This is a genomic window from Fenollaria sporofastidiosus (assembly GCF_943169635.2).
GTDB classification, from domain to species: domain Bacteria; phylum Bacillota; class Clostridia; order Tissierellales; family Peptoniphilaceae; genus Fenollaria; species Fenollaria sporofastidiosus.
Genome location: NZ_OW968186.1, coordinates 991,339 through 1,011,430 on the forward strand (window position 1 = coordinate 991,339; position 20,092 = coordinate 1,011,430).

Below are 20,092 nucleotides of genomic sequence, written 5' to 3' on the forward strand. Positions count from 1 at the left end.
AAATTTATGGATAGCAAAAAATTAGACATCGCTAGAAACAGAAAAGGTTTCATAGCTGCCTTAGACCAAAGTGGTGGATCAACACCAAAGGCCTTAAGACTATATGGTATTGATGAGGATAAGTACTCATCTGAAGATGAGATGTTTAAGCTTGTTCACGATATGAGAACAAGAATCATCAAAGCACCAAGCTTCAATAAGGATCACATACTTGGAGCAATACTATTTGAACAGACTATCGATAGAGAGATTGATGGTATGAAGACAGCTGACTACCTATGGAATAAATTAGAGATACTTCCATTCGTTAAGGTTGACCAAGGTCTTGCTGATTTGGAAAATGGCGTACAAGTTATGAAAGAGATGACTAAGCTTGACTCGCTTCTTGAAAGAGCGAAGGAAAGAGGTATCTTTGGTACTAAGATGAGATCAGTTATCAAAGAGTTCGACTGCATAGGCATCAAAGAAGTAGTTAAACAACAATTTGATTATGCTAAAAAGATCATCGCTAAAGGCTTCGTACCTATAATTGAGCCAGAAGTTGATATACATGCAGAGTATAAGGGCGAGATTGAAAAGATCTTATTACAAGAGTTAAAAGACAATATTGAAAAGCTAGATAAGGATGACTACATCATGTTAAAGCTTACACTACCTGAAGAAGACAATCTATACCTACCACTATATGACTACGACAATGTTTTAAGGATAGTAGCACTTTCTGGTGGATATACAAGAGAAGAGTCTAATGAAAGACTTGGAAGAAACCACAGAGTCGTTGCTTCATTCTCAAGAGCACTTACTGAAGGAGCAAAGGCAAGTATGACAGATGAAGAGTTTAATAAACATATGGAAGAATCTATAGAATCAATTTATAAGGAGTCGATTAAGTAATGAAAAGAATTTTAAAAGTAAACGGAATGAAATGTGAAGGATGTAGCAAAGCTATTGAAAAGGCATTAGAAAAATTTGATGAAATTGACGTTGTAACAGCTGATTTCGCATCAGGTCACGTTAATATCGAAAGCAAGGAAGAATTCGATCTAGCAAAGGCAAAGAAAGCTATCGAAGACCTTGGATATGACGTAGAAGACTATGAAGGAGTTAAATAAGAGAATACTCGATATAGCAGAAAATTTGTTAAAAATAGATTCACCATCGGGCATGTGCCAGATGGTGAATACTTATATAGAAGAGCATTTCAAAGGTAAGTTGAGCTTAGAGAAAACAAATAAGAATGCTCTTTATGCTATATTGAAGGGAAAAGATTCATCTAAGCTAAGGATAGTTACTGCTCATGTTGATACACTTGGAGGCATAGTATCAAGAGTTAAGGACAACGGCAGATTAGAGTTTGAAAACATAGGCGGCTTTATGTACGCATCACTTGAAGGAGAGTTAGTAAGAGTTTATACAAAGAAGGGCGTAGTGAGTGGAACAGTGCTTCCAAATAAGGCGAGCGTTCACACTATGGAAGACGAAAGGGAAAAGACTCTTCCAAGAGAGAGACATTCGACAGAGATAAGGCTTGACATAGTATCATCTAGTAAAGAAGAAACTATAGAGCATGGCGTAGCTGTTGGCGACTTCATTGCCTTTGAGCCGCGCACAAGAGTAACAGAAGACTTTCTTGTATCACGCTTCATAGATAATAAACTTCATGCAGCAATCATGATCTATGAGATGGAAGAAGTACTTAATAATAATATTGAGCTCGCATGTGACACGATGTTTTACTTTACAAACTTCGAAGAGCTTGGCCACGGCATAAGCTATGTACCAGACAATGCATATGAGGTACTTGCTCTTGACATAGGTATAGTTAGCTATGAGAACAACTCAGCTGAAGACAAGGTAACTATAGTTGCAAAAGATTCAAGGACACCTTACCCAATAGAATTTAGAGACAGACTTGAAGATTTAGCAATTAAAAATAAAATTGACTATGCAATAGATGTTCATCAAAGATATGGATCAGACGGATCACTTGGTGCAGTCGCAGGACTTAATTTAAACTTCGCCTGCATAGGTGTGGGAACTGACGCGTCACATCATATTGAAAGGACAAATATCAAGGCGATAGAGAACACAGAGAAACTATTGAGAGCTTACTTAGAAAATTAAATAAGGTATATACTAGATAGGCGGGCAGTACAGATGCTCGCCTTTTTATATGCGCAAAAAAAAGACTCCGAACTTAATCGGAGTCCATATAGTAATTATTTTAAATTATTTGCCAAGATTTTCATGAATCTTATCAAAAACGAATTGAACTTGTGGTCCAATAATGATTTGGATTGAATCCTTATCAGGTTTGATAAGTCCTAAAACTTTTGCTTCTTTAATTCTTGCTTCGTTAACCTTAGCGCCATCTACTAAGCTTGTTCTTAGTCTAGTTGAGCAGTAGTCGATGTCTTCAATGTTATCTTTTCCACCAAGGCCTTCGATGATGATAGATGCAACTTCATCAAAGTCATTGTTCTTTGTAACTGTATCTGCGCTTACTTCAACATCGTCATCTTCTCTACCAGGAGTCTTTAAGTTAAATGTTCTGATGAAGAACTTGAAGATGAAGTAGTAGATTACGAAGAATACTAGTCCAAGTGGAATTAGCATCCAAGGGTTATTAGCTACTGGGTTTCTTAATGATAAGAAGTAGTCAACAAAACCTGCTGAGAAACCAAAACCTGCTGTCCAGTGGAAAGCTGCTGCGATAGCAACTGAAATACCTGTTAATAGTGAGTGAACAAAGTATAGAGCTGGAGCTAAGAACATGAATGAGAATTCAAGAGGTTCAGTAACGCCTGTGAAGAATGATGCGAATGCTGCTGCAACTAATAATGATTTAGCAACGTTCTTCTTTTCAGGTTTAGCTTCTTGATACATAGCAAGAGCTGCGCCTGGAAGACCAAACATCATTACAGGGAAGAAACCTGCTTGGTACATACCTGTTACACCTTTAACAGCTGTACCTGCTTCAAGAGAAGCTGCGCCGCCTAAGAAGTTAGGTATATCGTTGATGCCAGCAATATCAAACCAGAATACTGAGTTTAGTGCGTGATGAAGACCTGTAGGTATTAGTAGTCTGTTAAAGAACGCATATATACCTGCACCTATAGCACCTAAGCTTTCAATACCTTCACCGAAAGCAACTAGAGCGCCAAATAGTATAGGCCATACATAGTAAAGAATTGCTGAAACGATTATCATGAATAAAGATGTCATGATAGGAGTAAGTCTTCTACCACTAAAGAATGCAAAAGCATCTGGTAGTTGAACTTGATAGAACTTGTTGTATGCCAATGCTGCAACAAGACCTGAGATGATACCAACGAATACGTTACCGTTGTTCATCTTTTGCCAGCCGTCAGTTAGAGCTAGTTCGGATACATCTACTCCTCTAAATACTGCAACAGTACCTGCTGAAAGAAGTGTAGTTGCGATTAAGAATGCTACTAGACCTGATAGACCTGCTGCACCGTTTCTATCCTTAGATAGACCATAAGCAACACCAACTGCGAATATAATTCCTAAGTTGTCAAGTATAGCTGCGCCTGTCTTGATTAAGAATGCAGCAACGATGCTGTTAGCGCCCCAACCATTAGGGTCGATCCAATAACCGATACCCATTAGTAGAGCAGCAACTGGTAGTATAGCTACTGGTTGCATCAAAGCCTTACCTAGGTTTTGAAGTTTTTTCATCATAATAATGACCTCCTTAATAAAATTGAATAATAATTACTATTATTATATATATTATACCATATTCATTCGAAATTAGAAATACTAAACAAAAATTTGTTTGCAAAAATTAGATATTTATTGTAGAATGAGTATAGAGACACTTAGTATTAAGTAAAATTAATTTAAGTGAATTATCAGGGGGTGTTACTATGCTTATAAAGGGAGCTAATGTTTACTGCGATGGTAAATTTATTAGAAGGGACATTGCTGTGAGTGGAGAGATCTTCACTGTATACAGTAGTGACGACATCGTTAAAGACTATGCAGATACTTACATCATACCAGGACTAACTGACATACATTTCCATGGAGCGATGGGCAAGGACCTTTGTGATGGAACTAAGGAGTCCATCGATACCATATGCGAGTATGAAGCAAGAAATGGTGTTACACAAGTCATACCTGCTACTATGACCTTAGCAGACGAAGAGCTTGAAAGGATATTCAAAGCGATTGGTGAGTATGAAGGAGGCAAGGGAGCAGAGTTTATTGGTGTGCACATGGAAGGACCATATATATCAAAGGACAAGATAGGTGCGCAAAATCCAAAATACTTAGCCGTGCCAAGTCTTGATAACTTTGACAAGTACCAAAAGCTTTCTAATAATAGAATCAAAAAGATAACCATAGCACCTGAGGTAGAAGGAGCGAAGGACTTTATTAAAGAGAGAGCAGACGAGGTTGTCATATCCATAGGACATACTGACTGCGATTACGATACTGCACTTGAAGCCTTTGACCTTGGAGCAAAATCGGTAACACACTTATTCAATGCGCTTAACGACATTAAACACAGAAGCCCTGGTGTATGCGGTGCAGCTTTTGACAGCCCTGAAGTCATGGTTGAGCTTATAACAGATGGTGTACATATACACCCTTCAGTAATAAGGATGATATATGCAATGTTTGGCGACGACAGAGTCATACTTGTATCTGACTCCATGATGGCAACTGGTCTTTCTGATGGCAAGTATAGCCTTGGTGGACAAGATGTATATGTTAAGGGCAAGAAGGCAACTCTCGAGTCGGGAACTATTGCCGGCAGTGCAAGTAATTTATTTGACTGCATTAGATATGCTTACTCGATAGGCGTACCTTTTGAATCACTAGTTAAATCTGCAGCAGTAAACTCTGCTAAGGAAGCTGGCATATATGATAAGTATGGCAGCATCAGAGTTGGCAAGTATGCAAACTTTGTTGTAGTCGATAAAGATTTAAACATAGCCGATGTATATATAAGAGGCAAACAAATAGGTGGAGTAAATGAGGATAATTAAAGGAACTATAGCTAACAAAGGTCTTGTTTTAGGCAAGGTAAAGGTCTTTAGTGATGAGAAGATTGTTATTAGTAAAGAAAAGATTGATGACTGCGCTAAAGAACTTGCAAAGCTTGATGAGGCTATAAAAGTGTCCATCAAAGGACTAGATTGCTTATATGAGAAGGCAAAAGTGGATGCAGGCGAAGAAGAGGCACAGATTTTCGAAGTGCACAAGATGATGCTTGAAGACATAGAGTATCAAGACGAAATTAGAATAAACATAAACGAAGAGAAGTTTAACGCTGCATATGCTGTGAGCTTAGCAGAAGAAAAATTTTACGAAGTCTTTAACAGCATGGACGACGAGTATTTTAGTCAAAGAGCAAAAGACATTAAAGACATATCGCAAAGATTAATTAAAAACATACTTGGAATTAAGAATTCATTTAGTGAAGGACTTGATGAGAAAGTTATTTTATACGCAGAAGATTTATTGCCAAGTCAAACTCTAAACATTGACAAGGATAAACTTCTTGCAATCGTTACAGTTAAAGGTTCAACACAATCACACACAGCAATACTAGCAAAGTCTATGAACATAGCATCGCTTGTAAACTTAGACTGTGATCTTGATAAAGAGCTTGATGGCAAGCTAGCCATACTTGATGCATATAATGGAGACTTCATTATAGATCCAGATGACGCTTTGCTTAAAGATGTAAAGAAAAGGATAGAGAAGGAAGAGGCAAGAAGGCTTGAATTAGAAAAATTAAAGACAAAAGAAGCCATCAGTAAAGACGGTACGCATATAAGCGTCTACGCCAACATTGGTAAGTCTAAAGACTTGCCGCTTGCTATTGCCAACGGTGCAGAGGGCATAGGACTATTTAGAACAGAGTTTTTATACCTTGGCAGAGACTCTCTTCCAACGGAAGAAGAACAGTTCAAGGAGTACAAGTACGTTGCCGAGGCTATGCAAGGTAAGGAAGTCATAGTTAGAACTTTTGACATAGGCGCGGACAAAAAGGTTGATTATCTAAATCTACCTGAAGAAGAAAATCCAGCTTTAGGCTATAGAGCAATAAGGATATGCCTTGACAATGAAGAATTATTCAAAGCACAGCTTAGAGCCATCATCAGAGCATCTCACTATGGCAATATAAAAATTATGCTTCCTATGATTAACGATGTATGGGAAGTAAAGAAGAGTAAAGAGATTATTCAAGAGATATTTAATGAACTTAGAGAGAAGGGCGTGCCATTTAACGAGAACATCGAAGTAGGCATCATGATAGAGACGCCGGCCGCAGCAATCATCAGTGATGACCTTGCAAAGGAAGTAAGCTTCTTTAGTATAGGCACAAACGACTTAACACAATATACGCTTGCTGTTGATAGACAAAATGAAAAGATATCAAAGCACAGAGACATTCATCACAAAGCACTACTTAAGCTGATGGAGATAACATGCGCAAATGCAAAGAAGCACGGCGTAAAGATAAGCGTGTGCGGCGAGCTTGGAAGCGACCCTGAGATGACTGAGTTTTATGTAAAGAATAAATTTGACAAGCTATCTGTTAATCCAGGACAGATACTTGAACTAAAGAGTAGAATAATTAATTTATAAGGAGGTTACTATGAAAGAATTCGAATACACAATCACAGACCCTATAGGTATACATGCAAGACCTGCAGGTCTACTTGTAAAACTACTTGCAGCTATCAAAAGCGATGTAAAGGTAGCTAAGGGTGAAAAAAACGTTAACGCAAAGTCAATACTTGGACTTATGGGCTTGCAAGCAAAGCAAGGTGAAGCTATTAAGTTCATAGTTGAAGGTGATGACGAGGACGAAGCTATAAAGAAGATAGAGGACTTCTTAAAAGAAAATTTATAATCTTGACTTATAGCCCCTTATGCTTGTATAATATAAGCATAGGGGGTATTATTATGGAAAAAGAAAATTTCAGCCCGAAAGAGATATTGTCCATGACCTTGGACAACGGTGTAAAGAAGACAAAGCTTAAAACGAGAACACAGTTCTTCTTAGGACTACTTGCAGGTATGTATATAGCCATGGGAGGAGCTGCATCAACTATAATCAACAGCCTTGGCAAAGGTTTCAATCCACAAATAACAAGACTCTTAGTTGGATTAACATTCACCATCGGCATAGTTGCAGTAGTAGTTGGGGGTGCAGAACTATTCACAGGAAACATACTTATGTTTGGAGCGGCACTTGACAAGAGAAGTAAACTAAGCACCATCATATACAACTGGCTCAAGATATTTATATATAATTTCATTGGAGCACTTATCTTTGTTTGCGTTGTTTATTATTCGAACATATTGTCTGACAGTACAAAGGAATTATTCGTAAACATTTTTAACGCAAAGACATCGCAAGGCTACTTTGTATTATTTGTAAAGGGCATAGGTTGCAACATACTAGTGTGCTTATCAGTATGGCTGAGCACAGCAAGTAAAGAGATTACAGCTAAGATCTTTGCGTCAGCCTTTCCAGTAGCAATCTTTGTTATATGCGGTTTCGAACACTGCGTTGCTAATATGTTCTACTTGCCTATAGCTATGATGATAAGTGGTAATTTTGATATGCTTGCCCTAGTGCACAATCTAATACCTGTCACATTAGGTAACATAGCAGGTGGTATGATCTTAATAACGATGTACTACTACGCTTATAAAGATTAATTTAAAATATAGTTTTAGAACAAGTACTCATATGAGTGCTTGTTATTTTTTTGCATAAAAAAGGTCAAGCCTTATATAGCTTGACCAAGATCATATATTATTTTTTTAAATTTAAAACTTTTAATAGGCTAAGAGTCGAGCCCTTCTTTGGAGTCTTCAATGCATTAGTTGTCATAAGAGCCATCTCACCACGATTAAGGTAGTCGTCACCGTTTAAGTCCAAGCCATCCATAAGGCCATATGTCACTGCATAGTCAGAGACAGCGTCCCACTTCTTTGCTTCGGATGTGTAGGCAAGTATCCTTAGTAGCACTGCTTGATACTGTCTAACGGTTACATAGCTACCAAAGCCAAACTTGTCCTTGCTCGCACCATGTATGTAGCCATTGGATACTGCCCAGTTGATATATGGCAAGTAAATCTTGTTAACATTCTTAAGATCTGTAAACTTTGTTTCAGAGCTATACTTTTTTGCTCTCTCTTCATCATTCATCAGTCTCGAAAGAATAATAATTAAATCTTCTCTCTTAAGATTCTTATCAAGCATAAGATCACCTGAGGCATCACCTTGTATTATATTGTATGACTTTAACTCTTCGGCACTTTTTTTGTATTGATCGACCATATTCTTTGCATATACATTAGCAAAGGACGATATGAACATCAAAAAGCATAAGAAGAGTGTAATTTTTTTCTTCATGCATACCACTCCACTTACATTATACTATATAATAATCATTTCGTATATTAAGTTCTTGTTACAAAACATATTTTTTAATTAATATATAGTAAAAGCCTTTATATTTAACTTGTTTGTAACATTTCTTTCACTGATTATGTGGTATAATTAATACATAAGAATTAGAAGACTAGTTATGAAAGGAGTAAACTTATGAAAAATAACTTAAAAAGAGTATTTAGTTTAGTGCTTGCACTAATGTTATGTATGACATTTATACCTACTAACACAGTAAGCGCAAAAACTTTCAAAGACGTACCAAAGTCTCATTGGGCATACAGCTTTATTAACGAGATGAGCAATCAAGGATATATCGATGGATATCCTAACGGTACATTTAAACCACAAAAATCAATTTCATTTTTAGAAGCAATGAAGTTTGCAGCTATACTTACACAATATGATCAAAACGGATTAGAAGCTGCAAGAAAAGTTTGGCTAAAGGACGTAGTAGCGCTTGGAGTACCTGATTGGGCACAAGATAATGTTGTTAAGTGCTTAGCAAAGCAAGTTATAAATATGAAGACATTACAAGCAGCTAAGAAATTAAATTTGTTTAGCTCAAATAAGCAACTAAGCAGACGTAATCTTGCAGAGTACTTTGCAAGAGCAATGAGTGTGAAGTCAAATGACCCAGTTATATCACTTCCTTACAAGGATACAAGCAATATTCCAGAAGAATCAAGAGCATTAATTGCTGGTTTGATAGACGCTGGAGTTTTATCACCACAAGGTAGTGGAAACGGTATGTTCAATGGCAACAAAGCTGTTCAAAGAGATCAAGTTGCCAAGATGGTACACTTAGCTCTTAAGTATCAAGCTACACAAGGAAACGGAGCTAACACAACACAACCTGTTCAACCAGTACAACCTGTACAACCTGTTAACCCAACACCAACAGTAGTTACAGGTACTATCACTGAATTCTCAACTACAGGTGCAACAGCTATATTAGTAGTAAATGACAACACAAGCACAGGCAAAGTATTCTCATTAAACGCTGCAACACTTATCACAGTTGATGGCAAATTAGGAAACCTTACAAACTTACTAGTGGGACAAACAGTAACTGTTACTGCAAAACAATCAATACCTGTTATGCAAGCAATCTCTATTGATGCAAAGGGAGTACAATTTAACCTTGAAGGTGAAGTAACAAACGTTGATAACGACAATAAAGAAATTAAGATTTCTTATACAGACAGCAATAAAAACAAAGTTTCAAGAGTATTCAAAGTTGACTCTGACTCATCAATAACAATTAACAATAGATCAAAGAGCCTTTACGATGTTAGAACTGGTTCACAAGTTAGAGCAAGTATCTACAATGACAAAGTTAAGACATTAGAAGTAACAGTATCTTCAGATGATTATAAAGGATATGTTAAGAGAGTAGACTACAGAGAAATCACTATCGTTTCATTAAATGGTAGAGAAAACAGATACAAACTTCCTAGAAGAGATACAGACTATGATATATATGACGACAGATATGACAACAGAAACAGCTACTACGGAAGAGAACGCAAATTGACAGCTGATGCATTTAGAAGCCTTGTTAGTAGCAACACAGCAGTATATGTAGAAATCGAAACAGACTCAAGAAATGATGATGAAGTTTCATACATCACAATTGGTGACGGCTTTGATAACGAGTATATCGTATCTTCAAACTATGGCTATAGCAGATCAAGAGATCGTAGAGACTACGAGATAGTTTTATATCCTAAGGGAACATATGATGACAATAGAAACAGAGAAACTTACTACTATGATTCAGACCTAAGAGCAGATACCTTTGATTTAAGAAGAGACAGAGATGTTAGAGTTAGAGATATAGGTCCAGGATCAAGAGTTGTTATACTTGATAAGGATAAAGACAATAATATCAAGAAGATTATGGTTATCGACTCAAGATATAATAACGGTGGAACTTATTATGGAGACGTAATAAGAGGATACGTAAGAAAAATTGACGGCAACTATATTTATTTAGATGACTATTCAAATAGAAACATTGATTATGTTATAGATATTAATAATGTCTCAGTTAGAAGTATAGAAGTAGGTAAGCCTTATTACTTTAGCGTTGATAAAAAAGATGCTAGATTACCAAAATTATATGCATACAGCGATACTGACCCAAATCCATATAGCAACAGATATGGCGGATATGAAAAGTCATTTAAAATTGCAAAGGTTGATGTCACAAGTGTGGATCAAACTATAATATATGATGATGTGAATAGCAGAATTGGTTATATTATAAACAGAAATACAGATGTAACTGGGGATTATAGCTTAACTCAAATGTTAAGTATGAATACAATGCAAATTAACGGATTATATGCATCTATCATTACTGATAGAAATAATCGAGTAATTAAATTACTTATCAAAAACAATAGATAAACTATACAAAAAATCTTAGGGCTTTTGTCCTAAGATTTTCTTGCGTTAAAAGCATTTTAATAAATGTAAATCCATTAAAAAATTTTTTTCATAGCAATAAAAAATAATTGTAATAAAGATTCTCATATGTTATAATCTTAACGAGGTGAAAACATGAAACTTGGTTTTTCAAATGAACTATATATAAAGGAACAAAGCGACTATATTCTTAAGAGGGTTGAAAAGTTTGAGAAGCTTTATATGGAGTTTGGTGGCAAATTAATTGGCGATAAGCACGCTCAAAGAGTGCTTCCTGGTTATGACGAGGACATTAAAACTGTTTTGCTTGAAAAGTTAAAGGATAGGATGGAGGTCATCATCACTATACATGCGCAAGACATCATATCTAACAAGCTTAACAATAACACAGGTCTAACATATGAGAGAGAGGCTATCAGACTTATAGAGAGACTTAAGGCAAAGGGTATTAAGATCAACAGCGTTGTTATCAATCGTTACAAAAAGGACGAAAACGTTGATAAGTTTAAAGAGTACGTGGAAGCAAGAGGCATGAGGGTCTACCTTCATGACAAGACTGAGGGCTTCCCTAATGATGTTGACAAAATTTTATCTGAAGATGGTTTTGGCAAGCATCCATACATTGAGACAACTATGCCTATCATAGTTGTAACTGGTCCAGGACCTGGTAGTGGAAAGATGACTACATGTCTATCGCAGCTATATCATGAGTACAAGCGCGGCGTTAAGGCAGGTTATGCGAAGTTTGAGACATTCCCTGTGTGGAACATGCCTCTTAAGCATGAACTTAACCTTGCATACGAAGCTGCAACTGCTGACTTAAGTGATGTTAATCAAATCGACCCATACCACTTACAAGCTTATGGTGAAATATCTGTAAACTATAACAGAGACGTACAAGCTTTCCCTATATTAAAGAAGATTCTTGATAGGATCATGGGTGAGGAGTTCTACAAGTCACCAACTGATATGGGTGTTAACAGAATCAAGTCTGGCATTATTGACGATGAAGTTGTTAGAGAGGCATCAAGACAAGAGATTATCAGAAGGTACCTAAAGGCGCTTCTTATTTATAAGATGACTAATCAAAAGAAGGACGAAGCACAAAGGATAAAGACTCTTATGGAAGAGCTTAACCTTACTGTTGAAGACAGAAAGTCTTTGGTTGCTGCAAGAAATAAAAAGGCGGAGCTTATTGAAAAAGGCATCACTAACTCAAACGTTACTGCTATCGAGTATGAAGATACTATCATCACAGGTAGAGACGGCGAGCTAATGGACTCTGCAGCGGCTGCTGTACTAAACTTACTAAAGTATATATCTAAGCTACCTGATGAATTACACCTAATCGACAAGGCAATACTTGAACCTATAAAAGAAGTTAAGGGCATCATCGAAAAGAAGGAAAGCCCACTACTTAATGTTGAAGAAGTGCTTATATGCCTTGCTACATCAAAGATGTTTAATCCGAGTGCAAAGCTTTGCATAGACAACCTATCTAAGATAAGAAATTTAAGAGCACACTCAACAGCTATGTTAAATCTAACAGATATAGAATTATTCAGAAAGCTTAACATAGACTTAACAAGTGACTATGTTGATACAAAATTTTAATTAATATAATCAATAAAAGAATCCTGATCAAACGATCAGGATTTTTTGCGTTAAAAAAGGCCAAGCTTTAATAAGTTTGACCTTGATATCTTAATTATTTTCGTCGATGTAGGCTATGGCTAAGCAGCCTGGTCCGACATGAGCACCTATAGCAGTACCTATCTCTCTAATAGTTATGTCCTTTGCATCAAACTCTTCGTTTATCATATCGTATAGTTTTTGAGCGTTTGCTAAGTTATCAGTGTGACCGATGATAGTGTGCTCTAGTATCTCAGGATTGCGTCTTGCATCTTCTAAGTAAAGACTTAGTATCTTCTTATATAGTTTTGCTTCGCCGCGCACCTTGTCTTTTAAAATTAACGCACCGTTTTCATCATTTGCAAGCAGTGGTTTTATGTTTAGAACTTGACCAACAGCTTTGATTGCCTTTGATATCCTTCCACCTCTGTAAAGGTACTCAAGGTTCTCAACAGTGAAGAGGTGTTTAACCTTACCAGCTAAGAAATTAGCTCTTTCTTCAAGCTCTTCGATGGACTTACCTTCATTATTCATCTTTATCATCTCTCTAACGATAAGCTGCTCACCTATAGTCATAGACTTGGAGTTTATAGATACCATCTTGATGTTTGGATACTTATCCTTTAGCATATTTATCGCCATGCAAGATGAGTCCCACGCAGTAGTAACGCCGTAGGAAAGACAGATGTAGATGAAGTCTTCGCCTTCTTTGCAAACCTTTTCAAAGCCTTCTAGGTATTGGTTAAGGTTGATCTGACTAGTTTTGTAGATTTTACCACTTCTCATGTTTTTATATATTTGTGAAGTCTTTATATCAAGTCCGTCACGATATACAGTCTCGATGTCATCAGTATCAATAACGCTTACATATAAGGGCTCTAAATTAAATTCTTTAATTTCATCTTGAGTGAAATCACTCGCACTATCAATTATTATTCTTGTCATTTTTTACCTCTCTCATAGCTCAAATTATATCATATAAAATTATTAAAGACAAGCACAATATTATTCTTGTATAAATAATTAGCTATGACTAATAGTATTAGTACTAAAAAATATATTTTTGTGGTATAATACATACATAAGGGAGGTTTTATTATGTCAATAGACGATAGAGTTAAAAGTTTAAGAGAACTTATGAAGAAGCATGGCATCACTATGTATATAGTTGCTACTGCAGACCCACATATGAATGAATACATCAGTGATCATTACAAGGACAGGGTGTTCATATCAGGCTTTACAGGTTCACAAGGTAATGTCATCATCACTTTGGACAAGGCGATGCTTTGGGTCGATGGTAGATATCACGTGCAAGCTGAAAACCAATTAAAGGGCACTTCATATGAGATATTCAAGTGGGGCAAACCAGGTGTTCCTACCTTTATGGAATACTTAAGAGACAATGTTAAAAAAGGCGAAGTGATTGGCTTCAATGGTAAGACTTTCTCTGAAGCTATGTTTGAAACGATAGAGGACTTAGTTGAAGATAGAGATGTAAAATTTGTTGACGACCAAGACCTTATCTCTGAAATATGGACAGACAGACCAGCTCTTAAGAAGGATAAAGCCTTCATACTTTCTTCTGAAGAAGCGGGCGAGAGCACAAAGGATAAATTATCAAGAGTTAGAGCAAAATTGAAAGAAGAAGGTGCTGATCTAAGCATCATCGCTTCACTTGATGATATATGCTGGCTATACAATATCAGAGCAAATGATATTCATTCATCTCCAGTATTGATTAGCTACGCTTACGTTGACTTTGACAAGGCTGCTATATACACAGACCTTGACAAGCTTGATGAGTGTGCTATCAAGGCTCTTAATGAACAAGGCGTAGAAGTTAAAGACTACGATGCTTTCGAAGAAGACTTAAGAAAGATTAAAGATAAGACTATCTACCTAGATGAAAATAAGATGAACAGATACATGTTCAAGCTTATAGAAGACGACAACTATGTTATTGATGGCTTAAACATCACTACAAAGTTTAAAGCTGTTAAAAATGATACTGAAATCAAGAATATAAAGGCTGCACACATAACTGATGGTGTTGCTCTTGCAAGATTTATGAAGTGGCTTAAAGAAGCGGACAAGACTACTCTTGACGAGCTTACTGTACAAGATAAATTGCACGAGTTTAGAGCAATGTCAAAGGACTTTATCGAAGAAAGCTTCGACACTATCTGTGGTTATGCAGATAACGCTGCCATCGTTCACTATATGTCAACAAAAGAAACTAACAAGAAGCTTGATAACAAGGGACTTTTACTAGTTGACAGCGGCGGACAATACAGATTCGGAACAACAGACGTAACTAGAACTATGGCCATGGGACCTCTAACAGATGAAGAAAGAAAAGGTTTTACACTTGTACTAAAGGGCTTCATAAGACTTATGAGTGTTGTATTTAAGAGAGGCACTAAGGGTATGGCTCTTGATATGCTAGCTAGACTTGACCTTTACAAGCATCAAATGGATTACTTACATGGAACTGGTCACGGAGTTGGATACCTACTAAACGTACACGAAGGACCACACAACATCTCATCTAGATACAATGACATCGACCTAGTTAGAAATATGGTATTCAGCGTTGAGCCAGGTGTTTATGAAGACGGAAAATATGGCGTAAGAACTGAAGTATTAATCCATGTAGAAGACGCAGGATCAAGTAAGTACGGCGATTTCTTCAAGCTAGTACCATTGACATACGCAGCAATTGACAAGGACGCTATAGATAAAGATATGCTTACAGCTGAAGAAGTAGCTTGGTTAAACAGCTATCACAAAGCAGTTTATGAAAAAATCAGCCCATACCTTAACGAAGAAGAAAAGGCATGGCTAGAAAAGGCAACAAGTGAAATTTAATGTTTAACTTTGAAGAAGAGATAAAGAAGCTGCCTAAGAATCCCGGCATCTACATCATGAAGAATGATAAGGGCGAGATCATCTATGTAGGTAAGGCAAAAAATTTATCTAATAGGGTGAGAAGCTACTTTAGAAGCAGTACTAATCACTCTGAAAAAGTTAAGGCGATGGTAAAAAACATTGCCGAGTTTGAATATATAATTGTTGATAATGAGGTTGAGGCTCTAATTTTAGAGTCCAACCTTATTAAGCGTTATGTTCCAAAGTACAATATCGTACTTCGTGACGACAAAAGCTACCCATACATAAAGGTAACGACTAATGAAAAGTATCCCAGGATACTTAAGACTAGGCTCTTAAGAAAAGATGGAGCGAAGTACTTCGGTCAGTATCCAAACGCTGCGAGCGTCAACATCGCCATCGACATAATAAACAGAGAGCTTAAGCTTAGAGACTGCAGCTTGAACATAGAGAAGGTAAAGGGAAAGATTAGACCCTGCCTTAACTACTTTATCGGTAAGTGCATAGCGCCTTGCAAGGAAGATGTGAGCGAAGAAGAGTACAAAGAGCTTATCGATAGAGCGATGAGGATTTTGCAAAACAAGGACAAGTCCATCTTGGAGAAATACAAGTCAAAGCTTGATGAGGCAATAACGAATTTGGAGTTTGAGAAAGCGCAAGAGTACTTAAACGTTGTAAATGCATTTAACGATATACATAAAGAGCAAAAAATTACATCGCCTGACGCCATCAACAGAGACGTTCTTAGTTATGCAGAAGGTATCTCTGACCTTATACTTGAGCTGTTCATTATACGCGATGGCAAGATTATAGAGCGAAACTACTACCTATTTGAGAACGAGAAGAAGACAGACATCAAGGAGATCTTCAAAGCCTTCATCTCGCAGCACTACTCAGCAAACATCGATATGCCAAATGAAATCATCACCGAGATCGACTTTCCGGACATGGATGAGATGGCGGATGCACTATCAAAGATTGCAAATCACAAAGTCGAGATACACGTTCCACAAAGAGGCGAGAAGAGAGCCTTGGTACTTATGGCAAAGAAGAACGCCATCGACATGGTAGAGAAACATGCTGACAGATATATAAGGAAGAAAGCTTTGAAAGATATGGCGATGAAGCGCTTCAAGGACATACTTTGGCTTGAAGATGTACCAAACAGACTTGAGTGCTACGACATATCCAATACCATGGGACAAAATTCAGTTGCATCTATGGTCGTCTATGAAAACGGCGACATGCAAAGAAATGAGTACAGACGCTTTAGGATCAAGACTATAGTCGGAGCGGACGACTACGGCTCACTAAGAGAAGTACTTGAGAGAAGATTTTTAAGAAGCAAGAAGGACAAGGAAGGTTCATTCGCAGCGCTGCCAGACATCATACTTATAGACGGCGGTCTTGGACAAGCATCGAGTGCACAGATGGTTTTAGATAAATTAGGTATAGAGATACCGGTAGTAGGTCTTAAGAAGGACGATCACCACAGAACCGACTCTCTTGCATACATGGGCGAGATTATAAAGCTTGATAAAAGTTCAGAACTTTTTAAAATACTTACAAGGATACAAGACGAGGCACATAGGTTTGCCATCACATATCACAGGTCATTAAGAGAGAAGAACATCAACAGATCCATACTCGATGAGATAGTTGGCATAGGACCGAAGAAGAAAAAGATACTCTACGAAGCCTTCGAAGATATCGATGGCATACGTAGAGCGAGCCTTCAAAAGCTCGAGTCCATAAAGGGCATATCAAAGACAAATGCAAAAGATATATATGAATTCTTCAGAAAAGATACTTAATTGATTTAAGTATCTTTTTTTAATTAAGTATCGCTTAAAATTAAAATGAAGAGTTAAAAAAATAAAAATTTTAGTAAGAGTCTTATTGTAGTAATTTTTTTTTATGAAAATTTAAAGTTTATTTAACTATTTATATAAAGCACTTGACAAATTAATTAGCTAGTGCTAACATAGATTTAGAATAAGCTTATAAAGCTGTGAATTAAAATATTATATAAGAAGATAAAAAGAAATTTTATAAAATTATTTATTAAAAGGAGAAAATTATATGAAACAATTAGGTTTTAATGATGACGAGAAAATAAAAGCTGACTACAAAAACTGGGTTCCAAAAAGAATGTTGCAGGCTAAGATTGGTGAAAGTATAGTAAGTCTTATTTTATTTGGCATATTTGGTGCAAGCGACTTAGTTCTTCAAGGAAGGCCAAGGATTATCTGCGGATTTATTCTAGGGGCATTGTGCCTAATACTTATATTAATTACTTTCTGGCTTAGCATTTTATATAAGAGTTTTGATTACAAGGGTAAAAGAAAGCTCGCTAAAGTCATAATAGAAGGGACTGCCGACTATGTAAAAATCAAAGATGGTGGAGTGGGCTTAGATGTGGGCTGCGGCAGTGGCGCGCTTACTATAGCCTGCGCCAAGAAAAATCCAGAGGCAATCATGGTGGGTTGTGATATATGGAGTGGCCCATACAAGAGTGAATTTCAAAAGAAGCTCTGCCAGGACAATGCTAGTGCTGAGGGAGTAGCGAATGTGAGATTTGAAGAAGGAAATGCAGTCAAGCTTCCATTTGAAGATGAAAGTTTTGATGCAGTGACAAGCAACTATGTTTATCACAATATAATGGGGAAAAATAAACAAAAGCTTTTACTTGAAACACTTCGTGTACTTAAAAAAGGTGGAGTTTTTGTTATTCATGATTTGATGAATAAGTCAAGATATGGAGATATGAATAAATTTATCGAAAAACTAGAAAGAGATGGCTACGAAGATGTGCAGTTAATTGATACAACAAAGGGCCTTTTTATGACTCATAAAGAAGCTGTTTTGCTGGGACTTTCTGGCTCGATGCTTCTTATTGGAAGAAAATAAAATAGTATATAAATTATTATAAAAATTTTAGAAAATTAATGAGGTATGCAAGATGAAGTACAATGGTTTTTATTTTTGCTTATTTAAAAGACCGATGAAAAAAGTTCTTATAGAGAAGTATGATAAAGTATATGCTTCGGATATTATTAGAAAGAGCAAAGGTGTCTATAGAGATTTGGTTGAGAATATGGATGACATCGGTGCTGACAACCCAATGGTTTACAATGAAATGTTTGCACTAGTATTTGTATCTCCATATTTAGCAAGCAATAAGAAGATTCCGCCAGAAACCATCCAAGAAATGATGCGCAGATCTCTCTACTATATTAAGTGGTTCTTTGCTATGACAGACTTAAATACCAAGAGAGGTAAGGCCAGCAACAAAAAGAATATAGTTAAGTATTATAAATGGTACACTCCAGAAAAAGAAAAACTTTATCCGACTTCTTTTAAGGTCGATTTCGAAGGGCAACCTTACGAAGATGCTTGTTACTATCGAATAACTCGTTGTCCAATATGTACATATACCAAGAAGCTGGGGGTAGATGAACTAATGCCACTATTCTGCGAACTTGATGATGTGATGATTACCCTTCAGCATGGAGTACTTCACAGAAAAGATACTATAGCAAATGGAGCAGATTGTTGCGATTTTTTCATCACAGGAGACAAAGAGTAATAGATAATTTATTATTTGTAGCCTATTTGATTTAAAAAACCAATACCTAAACTTTTATTAGATAAGCTTATGGGCAAGGATAATCTAAGCGTAATAGAAATGACCTATCCAAAAATTTCGAAAAATACTATTAAAAATGCCTGCAAGTTTATCTATCATTACAAGCATCCAAAGAATTTAATTAAGTTTTCAAATCCAATAATGTTTTGGAGGGGAAGCGAAGACCAACTCTGCAAAAAGTGAAAAAATATTAAGAGTATCTTCCACAAATGAAAACAGAAGTATTTGAAGGAATGGATCATGGACAATTTCTCCACGATCATCCCAAAGAATACGCGGAGAAACTAAAAATCTTTTTGAAAAAAATAAGGAGAATATTATGGATATAACTAGAGCAATATTAGATGGAATTGCAATGGCTGCTATCTTTAACGGTGCAGTGGCAGCTTTTGTACTGATTAACCCGAGATTTTTCTTTGATTCCTATCCAAAGAAAATACAAAATTCGGCTCCAGAAAAGATGACAAAAGAAGAAAAAAGAATAAATTTAATACTTACACTTATAATTTTAGGAATCGTATTTATATATGGGGTGACCTCTCTTTTACATACGGGAATAAGAGGACTTAGAGATCTTTTCTGGATGAGCTATATTCAGTGGTTAATATTAAACTTGGGAGATTTCTTTCTATTGGATGTGCTTTTGTTCCAAGGAAAGTACAAGGATAAGATAGTAATACCAGGTACAGAAGGACATGAGGACTACGAATTTGGAAATTGGATGAAACATTTGGCTATTAAAGAACATTTTATCTTAACTCCATTTTTGATAATTCCAATCGCATCTATAGTCCAAGCGTGGCTAGTGATTCTACTTGGATTATAAAATAAAATTTTAAAGGTATGACGAAAGTTGTGACACAAAAGAAGTTCGAAAAATAACACTTTAAAAAATGTGACTGATATACGATAATAATAAATAAAATAAATTTTAGCAGCTTTCTATCAAATCGATACTTATGAGATAGTTGGCATTGCTCCAAAAAGAAAAGATATATATGAATTTTTTAGAAAAGATACTTAAAAGGTTTTAGGTA

At 36.3% G+C, this 20,092-nt stretch carries 17 protein-coding genes; 14 read left to right on the forward strand and 3 right to left on the reverse strand.

The genetic code is table 11. The features are described from left to right. Positions 1–6 precede the first annotated feature (6 nt). The 3 genes from KO172_RS04805 to KO172_RS04815 are packed head-to-tail and all read left to right on the forward strand — an operon-like array spanning position 7 to position 2,124. Entirely contained in the window at positions 7–894 is an 888-nt protein-coding gene (locus KO172_RS04805; RefSeq protein ID WP_215492385.1) for a fructose bisphosphate aldolase, read from the forward strand. After that, positions 894–1,112, forward strand: a complete 219-nt coding sequence (locus tag KO172_RS04810) for a heavy-metal-associated domain-containing protein (protein ID WP_215492386.1) — start codon at positions 894–896, stop codon at positions 1,110–1,112. Before KO172_RS04805 ends, KO172_RS04810 begins: the two co-directional genes overlap by 1 nt. After that, positions 1,096–2,124 carry a M42 family metallopeptidase gene (locus KO172_RS04815; RefSeq protein ID WP_215492387.1) on the forward strand — a complete coding sequence of 343 codons (1,029 nt, stop codon included), beginning with the start codon at positions 1,096–1,098 and terminating at the stop codon, positions 2,122–2,124. Before KO172_RS04810 ends, KO172_RS04815 begins: the two co-directional genes overlap by 17 nt. Positions 2,125–2,229: 105 nt before the next feature. Here the strand turns inward: KO172_RS04815 and nagE are convergent, their stop codons facing one another. Continuing rightward, entirely contained in the window at positions 2,230–3,705 is a 1,476-nt protein-coding gene (gene nagE / locus KO172_RS04820) for an N-acetylglucosamine-specific PTS transporter subunit IIBC (RefSeq protein WP_215492388.1), read from the reverse strand. Positions 3,706–3,893: 188 nt separating this feature from the next. Here nagE and nagA point away from each other — a divergent pair, with 188 nt between their 5' ends. From nagA to KO172_RS04840, 4 genes are read left to right on the forward strand one after another with little or no spacing between them, the layout of a single operon-like run. Then, positions 3,894–5,021 carry an N-acetylglucosamine-6-phosphate deacetylase gene (gene nagA, locus KO172_RS04825; protein WP_215492389.1) on the forward strand — a complete coding sequence of 376 codons (1,128 nt, stop codon included), beginning with the start codon at positions 3,894–3,896 and terminating at the stop codon, positions 5,019–5,021. Then, positions 5,008–6,630 carry a phosphoenolpyruvate--protein phosphotransferase gene (gene ptsP, locus KO172_RS04830; RefSeq protein WP_215492390.1) on the forward strand — a complete coding sequence of 541 codons (1,623 nt, stop codon included), beginning with the start codon at positions 5,008–5,010 and terminating at the stop codon, positions 6,628–6,630. The genes nagA and ptsP overlap by 14 nt, the downstream gene beginning before the upstream one ends. Positions 6,631–6,640: 10 nt before the next feature. Next, a complete protein-coding gene (locus KO172_RS04835) occupies positions 6,641–6,898 on the forward strand; it encodes an HPr family phosphocarrier protein (protein ID WP_215492391.1) in 258 nt (85 codons plus the stop codon). 53 nt (positions 6,899–6,951) lie between these two features. Then, positions 6,952–7,713, forward strand: a complete 762-nt coding sequence (locus tag KO172_RS04840) for a formate/nitrite transporter family protein (protein ID WP_215492392.1) — start codon at positions 6,952–6,954, stop codon at positions 7,711–7,713. A 97-nt stretch (positions 7,714–7,810) separates the two neighbouring features. On the opposite strand, the gene KO172_RS04845 is transcribed toward KO172_RS04840, so the two are convergent. Continuing rightward, complete coding sequence (locus KO172_RS04845; RefSeq protein ID WP_215492393.1) at positions 7,811–8,413, reverse strand: S-layer homology domain-containing protein; 603 nt, start codon at positions 8,411–8,413, stop codon at positions 7,811–7,813. Positions 8,414–8,605: 192 nt separating this feature from the next. Between KO172_RS04845 and KO172_RS04850 the strand changes: the two genes are divergently transcribed. After that, positions 8,606–10,864, forward strand: coding sequence for an S-layer homology domain-containing protein (locus tag KO172_RS04850; protein WP_215492394.1), 2,259 nt, complete (start codon positions 8,606–8,608; stop codon positions 10,862–10,864). Positions 10,865–11,017: 153 nt separating this feature from the next. Continuing rightward, complete coding sequence (locus KO172_RS04855) at positions 11,018–12,496, forward strand: DUF1846 domain-containing protein (RefSeq protein WP_215492395.1); 1,479 nt, start codon at positions 11,018–11,020, stop codon at positions 12,494–12,496. A gap of 90 nt (positions 12,497–12,586) precedes the next feature. On the opposite strand, the gene KO172_RS04860 is transcribed toward KO172_RS04855, so the two are convergent. Continuing rightward, the gene (locus KO172_RS04860; RefSeq protein WP_215492396.1) at positions 12,587–13,459 is read right to left on the reverse strand and encodes a DegV family protein; all 873 of its coding nucleotides are present in this window, start codon (positions 13,457–13,459) and stop codon (positions 12,587–12,589) included. Positions 13,460–13,612: 153 nt separating this feature from the next. Between KO172_RS04860 and KO172_RS04865 the strand changes: the two genes are divergently transcribed. From KO172_RS04865 to KO172_RS04885, 5 genes are all read left to right on the forward strand, one after another. Next, the gene (locus tag KO172_RS04865; RefSeq protein WP_215492397.1) at positions 13,613–15,385 is read left to right on the forward strand and encodes an aminopeptidase P family protein; all 1,773 of its coding nucleotides are present in this window, start codon (positions 13,613–13,615) and stop codon (positions 15,383–15,385) included. Then, a complete protein-coding gene (uvrC, locus tag KO172_RS04870) occupies positions 15,385–17,220 on the forward strand; it encodes an excinuclease ABC subunit UvrC (RefSeq protein WP_215492398.1) in 1,836 nt (611 codons plus the stop codon). Before KO172_RS04865 ends, uvrC begins: the two co-directional genes overlap by 1 nt. A 268-nt stretch (positions 17,221–17,488) precedes the next feature. Then, entirely contained in the window at positions 17,489–18,316 is an 828-nt protein-coding gene (locus KO172_RS04875) for a class I SAM-dependent methyltransferase (protein WP_215492399.1), read from the forward strand. Positions 18,317–18,368: 52 nt separating this feature from the next. Beyond that, positions 18,369–18,995, forward strand: coding sequence for an L-2-amino-thiazoline-4-carboxylic acid hydrolase (locus KO172_RS04880; RefSeq protein WP_215492400.1), 627 nt, complete (start codon positions 18,369–18,371; stop codon positions 18,993–18,995). 379 nt (positions 18,996–19,374) lie between these two features. Continuing rightward, positions 19,375–19,881, forward strand: coding sequence for a hypothetical protein (locus tag KO172_RS04885; protein WP_215492401.1), 507 nt, complete (start codon positions 19,375–19,377; stop codon positions 19,879–19,881). Positions 19,882–20,092: the final 211 nt, after the last annotated feature.

Excerpts from the sequence above, each read along its gene's own strand:
- KO172_RS04885 (WP_215492401.1), top strand. The coding sequence starts at position 19,375 with ATGGATATAACTAGAGCAATATTAGATGGAATTGCAATGGCTGCTATC.
- nagA (WP_215492389.1), top strand. The coding sequence starts at position 3,894 with ATGCTTATAAAGGGAGCTAATGTTTACTGCGATGGTAAATTTATTAGA.
- KO172_RS04835 (WP_215492391.1), top strand. The coding sequence starts at position 6,641 with ATGAAAGAATTCGAATACACAATCACAGACCCTATAGGTATACATGCA.
- KO172_RS04845 (WP_215492393.1), bottom strand. The coding sequence starts at position 8,413 with ATGAAGAAAAAAATTACACTCTTCTTATGCTTTTTGATGTTCATATCG.
- uvrC (WP_215492398.1), top strand. The coding sequence starts at position 15,385 with ATGTTTAACTTTGAAGAAGAGATAAAGAAGCTGCCTAAGAATCCCGGC.
- ptsP (WP_215492390.1), top strand. The coding sequence starts at position 5,008 with ATGAGGATAATTAAAGGAACTATAGCTAACAAAGGTCTTGTTTTAGGC.
- KO172_RS04855 (WP_215492395.1), top strand. The coding sequence starts at position 11,018 with ATGAAACTTGGTTTTTCAAATGAACTATATATAAAGGAACAAAGCGAC.
- KO172_RS04875 (WP_215492399.1), top strand. The coding sequence starts at position 17,489 with ATGAAACAATTAGGTTTTAATGATGACGAGAAAATAAAAGCTGACTAC.
- KO172_RS04815 (WP_215492387.1), top strand. The coding sequence starts at position 1,096 with ATGAAGGAGTTAAATAAGAGAATACTCGATATAGCAGAAAATTTGTTA.
- KO172_RS04810 (WP_215492386.1), top strand. The coding sequence starts at position 894 with ATGAAAAGAATTTTAAAAGTAAACGGAATGAAATGTGAAGGATGTAGC.
- KO172_RS04880 (WP_215492400.1), top strand. The coding sequence starts at position 18,369 with ATGAAGTACAATGGTTTTTATTTTTGCTTATTTAAAAGACCGATGAAA.
- nagE (WP_215492388.1), bottom strand. The coding sequence starts at position 3,705 with ATGATGAAAAAACTTCAAAACCTAGGTAAGGCTTTGATGCAACCAGTA.
- KO172_RS04850 (WP_215492394.1), top strand. The coding sequence starts at position 8,606 with ATGAAAAATAACTTAAAAAGAGTATTTAGTTTAGTGCTTGCACTAATG.
- KO172_RS04805 (WP_215492385.1), top strand. The coding sequence starts at position 7 with ATGGATAGCAAAAAATTAGACATCGCTAGAAACAGAAAAGGTTTCATA.
- KO172_RS04865 (WP_215492397.1), top strand. The coding sequence starts at position 13,613 with ATGTCAATAGACGATAGAGTTAAAAGTTTAAGAGAACTTATGAAGAAG.
- KO172_RS04840 (WP_215492392.1), top strand. The coding sequence starts at position 6,952 with ATGGAAAAAGAAAATTTCAGCCCGAAAGAGATATTGTCCATGACCTTG.
- KO172_RS04860 (WP_215492396.1), bottom strand. The coding sequence starts at position 13,459 with ATGACAAGAATAATAATTGATAGTGCGAGTGATTTCACTCAAGATGAA.